This is a genomic window from Streptomyces sp. SBT349 (assembly GCF_001083795.1).
Classification (GTDB): Bacteria; Actinomycetota; Actinomycetes; order Streptomycetales; family Streptomycetaceae; genus Streptomyces.
In genome coordinates, this window is record NZ_LAVK01000355.1 from 1 (window position 1) to 7432 (window position 7432).

The 7432-nt window shown below is 73.8% G+C and carries 7 protein-coding genes and 1 pseudogene; 7 read left to right on the top strand and 1 reads right to left on the bottom strand.

Annotated features, from left to right (window positions below; translation table 11 throughout):
* The 6 genes from ADY01_RS41405 to ADY01_RS29835 form a co-directional block, all read left to right on the top strand.
* Positions 1-1702, top strand: a 1702-nt coding sequence (locus tag ADY01_RS41405; RefSeq protein ID WP_267888488.1) for a PQQ-binding-like beta-propeller repeat protein, incomplete at its 5' end; no start/stop codon positions are given.
* 60 nt (positions 1703-1762) lie between these two features.
* Positions 1763-2440, top strand: a complete 678-nt coding sequence (locus ADY01_RS29815; protein ID WP_049579682.1) for a response regulator transcription factor — start codon at positions 1763-1765, stop codon at positions 2438-2440.
* 117 nt (positions 2441-2557) lie between these two features.
* Positions 2558-3619, top strand: coding sequence for a galactose-1-phosphate uridylyltransferase (galT, locus tag ADY01_RS29820; protein ID WP_049579685.1), 1062 nt, complete (start codon positions 2558-2560; stop codon positions 3617-3619).
* A complete protein-coding gene (galE, locus tag ADY01_RS29825) occupies positions 3616-4605 on the top strand; it encodes a UDP-glucose 4-epimerase GalE (protein WP_049579687.1) in 990 nt (329 codons plus the stop codon). The genes galT and galE overlap by 4 nt, the downstream gene beginning before the upstream one ends.
* The gene (galK, locus tag ADY01_RS29830) at positions 4602-5753 is read left to right on the top strand and encodes a galactokinase (RefSeq protein ID WP_049579688.1); all 1152 of its coding nucleotides are present in this window, start codon (positions 4602-4604) and stop codon (positions 5751-5753) included. The genes galE and galK overlap by 4 nt, the downstream gene beginning before the upstream one ends.
* Before the next feature lie 243 nt (positions 5754-5996).
* Positions 5997-6689 carry a LuxR C-terminal-related transcriptional regulator gene (locus ADY01_RS29835; protein WP_049579689.1) on the top strand — a complete coding sequence of 231 codons (693 nt, stop codon included), beginning with the start codon at positions 5997-5999 and terminating at the stop codon, positions 6687-6689.
* 58 nt (positions 6690-6747) lie between these two features.
* Here the strand turns inward: ADY01_RS29835 and ADY01_RS29840 are convergent, their stop codons facing one another.
* The gene (locus ADY01_RS29840) at positions 6748-7245 is read right to left on the bottom strand and encodes a MarR family winged helix-turn-helix transcriptional regulator (protein WP_049579691.1); all 498 of its coding nucleotides are present in this window, start codon (positions 7243-7245) and stop codon (positions 6748-6750) included.
* Positions 7246-7321: 76 nt separating this feature from the next.
* On the opposite strand from ADY01_RS29840, the pseudogene ADY01_RS38505 reads away from it, so the two are divergent.
* A pseudogene (locus ADY01_RS38505) lies at positions 7322-7432 on the top strand (trans-aconitate methyltransferase); the annotation flags it as partial.

The window sequence follows — 7432 nt, forward strand, 5'->3', positions numbered from 1 at the left end:
GCCCGGGGCCCCCCCCCCCCCCCCCTCCGCGCCGCCCGCCATGCCGGGCGGCGCCCCGGGCCAGCCCGGCTACGGCTACCCGCAGCAGCCGCCCGGGGCCCCCGCGCCGCACCAGACCCCGCCCTACCCGCAGCCCTACGCCTCGCCGTACCCGACGTCCGAGGCGCCGGGCGCCACCGGTGGCGCCGGTTTCGGTGCGCCGACCGCGCCCGGCCCGTACAAGGCGCCCACCCAGGGCTTCGGCGTGCCGGGGCCCGGAGCCCCGCCGCCCGGCGCGCCCGCGTCCCCGCCGTTCCCGGGCGGGAAGCGCACGAAGATCCTCATAGCCGTCGCCGCGGCCTTCGTGCTCCTGGTGGGCGGGGGCGGCGCGTTCGTCCTCCTCGGCGGTGACGACGACGGCGGTTCCCCGAGCGCGGACCCCGGCGGGGAGAGCGGCGGAGGCGACGAGGGCGGCGCCGGGGGCGAGGCCCCCCAGGGCGGCCTGCCCACCGAGCCGATCACCGCCCAGCTCGCCTGGGAGATGCCCGTCCCCGAGGTCACCGAGGAGGACATCCTCATCGACGCGCGGGGCTCCTGGTACGCGGGCGACGACCTGGTCCGCGTCATGCCCGACCAGCTCGTCTCCTACAACACGGAGAACGGCGACGAGAACTGGACGCTCTCCCTCGACCTGGCCGGCGGCGACTGCCTCGCCTCGCCCAACGTCTCGGACGACCGCGTCGCGGTGCTCCAGGGCCAGAACTGCGAGGAGCTGACGGTGGTCGACATCTCCACAGGCGACATCGTCATGTCGATGCCGCTGGACTCCTCGTGGCCGACCAGCAGCGACAGCTACCCCTGGATCCTGGGCGACACGGTCTACGTGGGCACCGGCGTCGGTGCCATCGGCTACAGCATCAGCCAGGAGGCGAAGCTGTGGGAGACCGGCGCGACCGACCGCTGCCGGGAGACCGACTTCCTGGTCGTGGACGAGACGGTGCTCTCGCTCTACACCTGCGGCGACTTCACCACCCCGGAGGGCGGCAGCATCCGCGCCACCAACGAGGCGGGCGAGGAGCAGTGGGTCTGGGAGTTCGAGGCCACCCACGAGGACCAGCCGCTCTCCGTGGAGTCCGTGGTCTCGATCGACCCGCTGGTGGTCTCGGTCAAGACCGGTGAGGACCTCTGGGCCGAGACCAACTCCCGCCTGTGGGTGATCGACGAGAACCACCAGGAGATCGCGGCGGAGCTCGACTACGACGACGGCCGCTACATGGCCCCCTGCGAGGTCACCTCGTTCCACAGCTGCTGGCTCGGCCAGGTCGTCGGCGACCAGCTCTTCCTCGGGACGAACGAGCCGGGCTCGCCGTCCAACGCGATCGTCGCGTTCGACCTGACCACCGGCCAGGCCGTCTACGAGGTGGAACCGATCAACGGCGGTCAGATCCGGCCGTTCGGCGTCGAGGACGGACAGGTTTTGGCCTATCAGTCGGCGACCGACACCCTGGAGGGCATGGTGGTGGCCATCGATCCGGCGACGGAGGACATCCGCCCCCTGATGGCGCTCGACCGGACGGCCAGAACGGAGGAGTGGGTCATGATGCGCGGCATCTTCACCCACGACCAGCGGCCGATGTGGCACGACAACACGCTGGCCCTGGTGAACCAGAAGTTCTACGCGGACGCGGACCCCGACATCCGCTCGCTCCTGTTCTACCGGTGAGCGGGTGAGGGCGGGGACGGCGGGAACGGCGGGGGAGCCACGGTGGCGGGCGGAGACGTGATGAGCGTGCGGGTCGTGGTGGTCGACGACAGACGGCTGGTCGCCGAGGCGCTGGCCTCGGCGCTGCGGGTGCGCGGCCACCGGGTGCTGGGGGCCGGCGCGCCCGTGGCCCGGGGCGCCGACCTGGTGGTGAGCAAGCAGCCCGACGTCTGCCTGCTCGGCTCCCTCGAACCGGACGCCCCGGGCGCGCTCGACCCCGTGCAGCGGATACGCCGGGAGTGCCCCCGGGTGGCCGTCGTCGTGCTGGGCCCGGTGCCCAGGCCGCGGGGCGTCGCCGCCGCGTTCGCCGCCGGGGCGCGCGGCTACGTGCGGCACGACGAGCGCATCGACGGGGTGGAACGCGCCATGGTGAAGGCCAAGGCGGGCGAGGCCGCGGTGTCGCCCCAGCTGCTGCGGGAGGCGTTCGCGGAGCTGCTGCACCCGCGCGTCGGCGCGGAGGCGGAGGGCGCGCGGCTCGCCGCCCTGCTCACCGAGCGGGAGGCCGACGTGCTGATGCGGATCGTGGACGGCGAGGACACCCGGCGCATCGCGGCCGGTCTCGGCGTTGCCCCCAGCACGGCCCGCACCCATGTGCAGCGGCTGCTGACCAAGCTCGGCACCGCCTCCCGCCTGGAGGCCGCGGCCCTCGCGGTCCGCACCGGCCTCCTCGACCACCTCTCCGCGCTCCCCGGGCGCTGAGCCGCTCCCCACCTCATCCGGCCTCGTCCCGGCAGATCCGTTGACGCGCCCTGTAGCGGTATGCTTCCTTATGTTTGATTCTGTTGGAGTGCGCCGCGTCTGGATCTGGATTGGGTGATGAAGAGAACCACGACCCGCCTGGCCGACGGCCGTGAGCTCATCTACTACGACCGGGGGGACGGCGCGGCCCGCGACGCCGTGGACCGCCGGCCCCTTCCGCCCGTGGACCCCGCCGCCTCCCTCTCGGAGGTCCGCCACAACCCGTTGCTCGGCGAGCCCGTCGGCTACGCGGCCCACCGGCAGAGCCGCACGTACCACCCGCCCGCCGACCAGTGCCCGCTCTGCCCCACCCGGGGCGACCGGCTGAGCGAGATACCGGCGGACAGCTACGAGGTCGCGGTCTTCGAGAACCGCTTCCCCTCCTTCGGCGGCGAGGCGGGCCGGTGCGAGGTCGTCTGCTTCACCTCCGCGCACGACGCCTCGTTCGCCCAGCTCGGCGAGGAGCAGGCCGCCCTGGTGCTCCACGCCTGGACCGACCGCACCGCCGAGCTCTCCCGCCGCCCCGGCGTCGAGCAGGTCTACTGCTTCGAGAACCGCGGCGCCGAGATCGGCGTCACCCTCGCCCACCCGCACGGCCAGATCTACGGCTATCCGTTCGTCACGCCGTTCACCCGGCGCGCCCTGGACAGCGTCGCGGCGCACCGCGACGCCACCGGCCGCAACCTCTACGACGAGCTGCTCGCGTCCGAACGCGCCGACGGCAGGCGCGTGGTCCTGGAGACCGCGCACTGGACGGCGTTCGTGCCGCATGCCGCCCGCTGGCCCTACGAGGTGCACCTCTACCCGCGGCGCCGGGTCCCGGACCTGCCCGCACTCGACGAGGCGGCGCGCGACGACTTCCCCGCGGTCTACCTGGAGCTCCTCCGCCGTTTCGACCGCATCTTCGGCCCCCAGGCGCCTCCGACGCCCTATATTTCCGGCTGGCATCAGGCGCCCTTCTCCCTCGGGAGCCGGGCCCGCGAGGACTTCGCGCTGCACCTGGAGCTGTTCACCATCAGGCGCAGCCCCGGCAAGCTGAAGTACCTGGCCGGCTCGGAGTCCGGCATGGGCGCCTTCGTGAGTGACGTACTGCCGGAGGCTGCTGCCGACCGGCTGCGAGAGGTGGCGAGCAGCGCATGAGCACGTACTTGGTGACCGGCGGCGCCGGATATGTCGGCGGCGTGGTGGCGGCCCACCTGCTGGCCGCGGGGCACCGCGTGACCGTCCTGGACGACCTGTCCACCGGCTTCGCCGAGGGCGTCCCCGCCGGGGCCGACTTCGTCGAGGGCCGCGTGCAGGAGGCGGGGAAGTACCTGGACCCCTCCTACGACGGCGTCCTGCACTTCGCCGCCTGCTCGCAGGTGGGCGAGTCCGTGAACCACCCCGAGAAGTACTGGCGCAACAACGTGGGCGGCACCCTCGAACTGCTGCGCGCCATGCGCGACGCCGAGGTGCGGACCCTGGTCTTCTCCTCCACGGCCGCCGTCTACGGGGAGCCCGAGACGACCCCCATCACCGAGGACGCGCGCACCGCCCCCGGGAACCCGTACGGCGCCTCCAAGCTGGCCGTCGACCACATGATCACCGGCGAGTGCGCGGCCCACGGCCTGGCCGCCGTCTCGCTGCGGTACTTCAACGTCGCCGGCGCCCACGCCTCGCCCGCCGGCCAGTACGGCGAGCGCCACGACCCGGAGAGCCATCTGATCCCGCTGGTCCTCCAGGTCGCCCGGGGCCGCCGGGAGGCGATCTCCGTCTACGGCAGTGACTACCCGACCCCCGACGGCACCTGCGTCCGCGACTACATCCACGTGGACGACCTGGCCGAGGCCCACCTGCTGGCCCTGACCGCGGCGGAGCGGGGGGAGCACCTGATCTGCAACCTCGGCAACGGCAACGGGTTCTCCGTCCGCGAGGTCGTCGAGACCGCCCGCCGGGTGACGGGCCACCCCATTCCCGAGACCGAGGCCCCGCGGCGCGCGGGCGACCCGGCCGTCCTGGTCGCCTCGGCGGAACGCGCCCGCGACCGCCTCGGCTGGCGCCCCTCGCGCACCGACCTGGCCGCGATCATCGCCGACGCCTGGTCGTTCGCCCGGTGCGGCGGAGCGGAAGAGGAGGTCTCCCGGTGACCGGCACGAGCCACGAGGAGCTGTTCGGCGCCGCCCCCGAGGGCCTGTGGGCCGCCCCGGGCCGCGTCAACCTGATCGGTGAACACACCGACTACAACGAGGGCTTCGTGATGCCGCTGGCCCTCCCGCACACCACCCGCGCCCTGGTCTCCCGCCGCCGGGACCGCACCCTGCGCCTGCGCTCCCGCAACGCCGGGGGCGGTACGGTCACCGTCCCCCTGGACGGCCTGGCCCCCGGCGCCGTCGAGGGCTGGGCCGCCTACCCGGCGGGCGTCGCCTGGGCGCTGCTGGAGGACGGCCACGAGATCGGCGGCGCGGACATCTCGTTCGACTCCGACGTCCCCACCGGCGCCGGGCTCTCCTCCTCGGCCGCCCTGGAGGTGGTCACCGCCCTGGCCCTGAGCGACCTGGGCGGCCTGGACCTGGCCCCGGAGACCGTCGCCCGCCTCTCGCAGCGCGCGGAGAACGACTTCGTGGGCATGCCCTGCGGCATCCTCGACCAGATGGCCTCCGCCTGCTGCACCGCCGGGCACGTCCTGTACCTGGACACCCGCGATCTGACACGCCGCCAGGTCCCGTTCGCCATGGCCCTTGAGGGCATGCGGCTGCTGGTCGTGGACACCCGGGTCAAGCACGCCCACGCGGACGGGGCCTACGCCAGGCGCCGCGCCGAGTGCGAGGCGGGCGCCGCGGCGCTCGGCGTCCCGTACCTGCGGGACGTGCCGTTCGAGAAGCTCGACGCCGCCCTCGCCCGCCTCGACCGGACCGTCCAGGAGGCCGTGCGCCGCCGGGTGCGGCACGTGGTCACCGAGGATCGCCGGGTCGAGCGCGTCATCGAGCTGCTGGACGCGGGCCGCGCCCGCGACATCGGCCCGGTCCTGACCGAGGGACACGCCTCGCTGCGCGACGACTTCGAGGTCTCCTCCCCCGAGCTCGACCTGGTGGTCGAGGCGTCGGTCGCCGCCGGTGCCCTCGGCGCCCGGATGACCGGCGGCGGGTTCGGCGGCTCGGCCGTCGTGCTCGTGGACGACGCCGCGGCGGAGGCCGTCGGCGCGGCCGTGCTCGAAGCGTTCGACGCCGCGGGGCACGGAGCGCCCCGCGTGTTCGAGGCCATCCCCTCGGCGGGGGCGCAGCGCCTCCCGCTGTGATCGCTTCGATATCGGCTCTTCCGCGAAACCACTTCCGCCACCGGCCCGCGCCCGTACTCTGAAGAGCAGCACCGGTGGGGGCCGGTGCCGATCAGGGGGCGAGACAGGTGGGTGCGGCGCCGTGGCCTGACACCGGTGCCGAGCGGCGGCGGCCGTAGCGGTCGGCGGAGGTGGTGTACCGGCGCCGCGCCCGCCGGGCCCACCCATGTGTTCGCCGAGGGCATTGTCAGCCGAGGGGCAGTTGTGGACCGAATTCGGGTGCTGGTCGTGGACGGGCACCGGATCTTCGCCGAGTCACTGGCCACCGCGCTCACCGCGGAACAGGATGTGGAGGCCATCGCCGTGGGCACCGTGTCCGCGGCCCTGCACGTGCTGGAGCGTGGCCGGCCGAACGGGGAGCCGCCCTTCGACGTGCTGCTGCTCGACGTGGAGCTCGACGGCGCCGCCGCCCCCGACGAGGACGCGCTGCTGACGACCGTGGGGGACCGTTTCCCCGGCCTCCACGCTGTCATGCTCGCGGCAGAAGACGATCCGGTGCGGGCCGCCCAGACGCTCAGCGCGGGCGCCTCGGGCTGGGTGGCCAAGAACAGCTCCCTGGCCAGGCTGCTCCAGGTCGTCCGCGGGGTCCTGCGCGACGAGACCCATGTGCCCCCGGCGCTGCTCACCGGCGTGCTGCGCGAGCTGCACCGGGACCGCCACCACCGCAGCGAGCACGAGCGCCTCGTCGAGTCGCTGACGCCGCGCGAGCTGGAGGTGCTGCGCTGCATGCTGGCCGGACTCGGCCGCAAGGCGGTCGCCGAGCGGCTCTACCTCTCCCCCCACACCGTCCGCACCCATATGCAGAACGTGCTGGGCAAGCTCGGCGTCCACTCCACCCTCGCCGCGGTGGCCCTGGCCCGCAGGGCCGGTGTCCAGCCCGCGGAGGGCCCGCCCTGAGTCTCCGCAGGGCGCCCCGCGTCCCCCGTGCGCGTCAGCCCCTCAGCCCCTCAGGCCCTCACACCGGGGTGTTGTCGAACGGCGCGGTCAGCGCCCTGAGCAGCGCGGCCAGTTCGCGGCGCTGGGCCGTGGTCAGCTCGCCGAGCAGCGCCCGCTCCTGGGCGAGGAGGCCGGACAGCGCCTCGTCCGCGTGACGCTGGCCCGCCGGCGTCAGCCGCACCAGCACCCCGCGCCGGTCGCTGGGGTCGGGCAGCCGGCCCACCAGCCCCTTCTTCGCCAGCCTGTCGATGCGGTTGGTCATGGTCCCCGAGGTCACCAGCGTCTGGGTGAGGAGCTGGCCCGGGGAGAGCTGATACGGGTGGCCCGCCCGGCGCAGAGCGGTGATGACGTCGAACTCCCATGGCTCCAAGTGGTGTTCGGAGAAGACCAGGCGGCGCGCCCGGTCGAGGTGGCGGGCCAGCCTGCTGACCCGGCTCAGCACTTCGAGCGGCTCCACGTCGATGTCCGGCCGCTCGCGCCGCCAGGCGGCCACCAGCCGGTCAACCTCGTCCTCCATGGGCCCAGTCTAGGCGTTCTGTCGATATGAAGTCTCACGATATGGAGTGTCTTGATATCAAGATATACTCCCCGGCATGGCTTCTCCCTCTCCCGCCTCCCGCTGGGACCCGGCCCAGTACGAGCGGCACAGCGGCCACCGGACCCGGCCGCTGCGCGACCTCCTGGCCCGCGTCCCGACCCTGCCC